At 69.4% G+C, this 1,041-nt stretch carries 2 protein-coding genes; both read right to left on the reverse strand.

Going from position 1 to position 1,041, the window contains the following annotated elements:
- A partial coding sequence (locus tag PROKR_RS38300) for a hypothetical protein (protein ID WP_169736291.1) occupies positions 1-316 on the reverse strand: 316 nt, incomplete at its 3' end.
- Positions 313-810 carry a hypothetical protein gene (locus PROKR_RS38305; RefSeq protein ID WP_157601828.1) on the reverse strand — a complete coding sequence of 166 codons (498 nt, stop codon included), beginning with the start codon at positions 808-810 and terminating at the stop codon, positions 313-315. The genes PROKR_RS38305 and PROKR_RS38300, both read right to left, overlap by 4 nt.
- Positions 811-1,041: the final 231 nt, after the last annotated feature.

Below are 1,041 nucleotides of genomic sequence, written 5' to 3' on the forward strand. Positions count from 1 at the left end.
CCTTCTGACGCTTGCGCTGCACGGTCGCCTTCGAGAGGCCCATGCGGTGGCCGATCTCCGGGTCGGGGACCGGCTCGTACTCGGTGAAGCCGTAGGCGAGCTCGCAGATGCGGGCCTCCTCGTCGGTCATGGCGGCGAAGGCCATGTCGACGAGGATCTTGTCCTCGACGTCGACCACGGGGGAGGGGGCGAAGATCGGGGCAGCGGTGACGCCGTAGCCCTTCTCCTTCGCGCTGCCGTCGGCGTCGTCGGTCTCCGCGTCGAGCGAGTCGGCGCCGACCGCGGCGCGGACGTCGCGGAAGGTCTCGCGGCTCATGCCGAACTCGGCGGCCAGGTTCTCCGCCGCGTCGAGGTCGCCGTCGGCGGCCCGCACGATGCCGTAGAAGCGCGAGAGCGTGCGGGTCGGGATGGCGAAGCGGGAGCCGCCTCGACCTCCTCGGACAGGGCCCGGTTCAGGCGGTGCACGAGGTGCCCGGCGAGGCGCGGGTTCTGCTCCGGGTCGTGCTCGGCGATGGCCTCCAGGAAGCCGACCAGGGCCGCGGCCTGGAGGTCCTCGATCGAGCGGGAGGAGGTGCCGTAGTCGGCGGCGGTCGGGGAGGGCTGGCCGTCGAAGACGCCGCCCTTGAAGCGCGAGACCGCGGCGCGGATAGCGGGGCCGTAGGCGTCGAGGAGCGCCATCTTGGCGGCCTCGGGGTCCGTGTGGTCGACGCCAGCGGCGTGACCCTGGGCAACGCGGATGAGCTGGGCCTCGGTGACCTCGTCGAGCGAGAGGTCGGCGTCGGTGTAGCGGAACACGCTGATTTCAGACATGGCAAATAGGCCCTTGTGGGTGACGGTGTCCCGGAGATCGAGCGACCTCGGGGCGATGAGTGCGAGTCACGCAAGGTGACTTGCGTGACTCATGTGTGACACGGCGCGAGAGGCGAATGCAAGGCGCTTTCGCAGGTCTTTAGATTTCTTCACCCGGGCAGATGCACGACAAAGCCCCTACGCTGGCAGATGCAGTGCGGTAGGGGCTGTCGTCTAGTGCGGTACTACGCC

It is taken from the genome of Promicromonospora kroppenstedtii DSM 19349, from assembly GCF_000515355.1.
Classification (GTDB): domain Bacteria; phylum Actinomycetota; class Actinomycetes; order Actinomycetales; family Cellulomonadaceae; genus Promicromonospora; species Promicromonospora kroppenstedtii.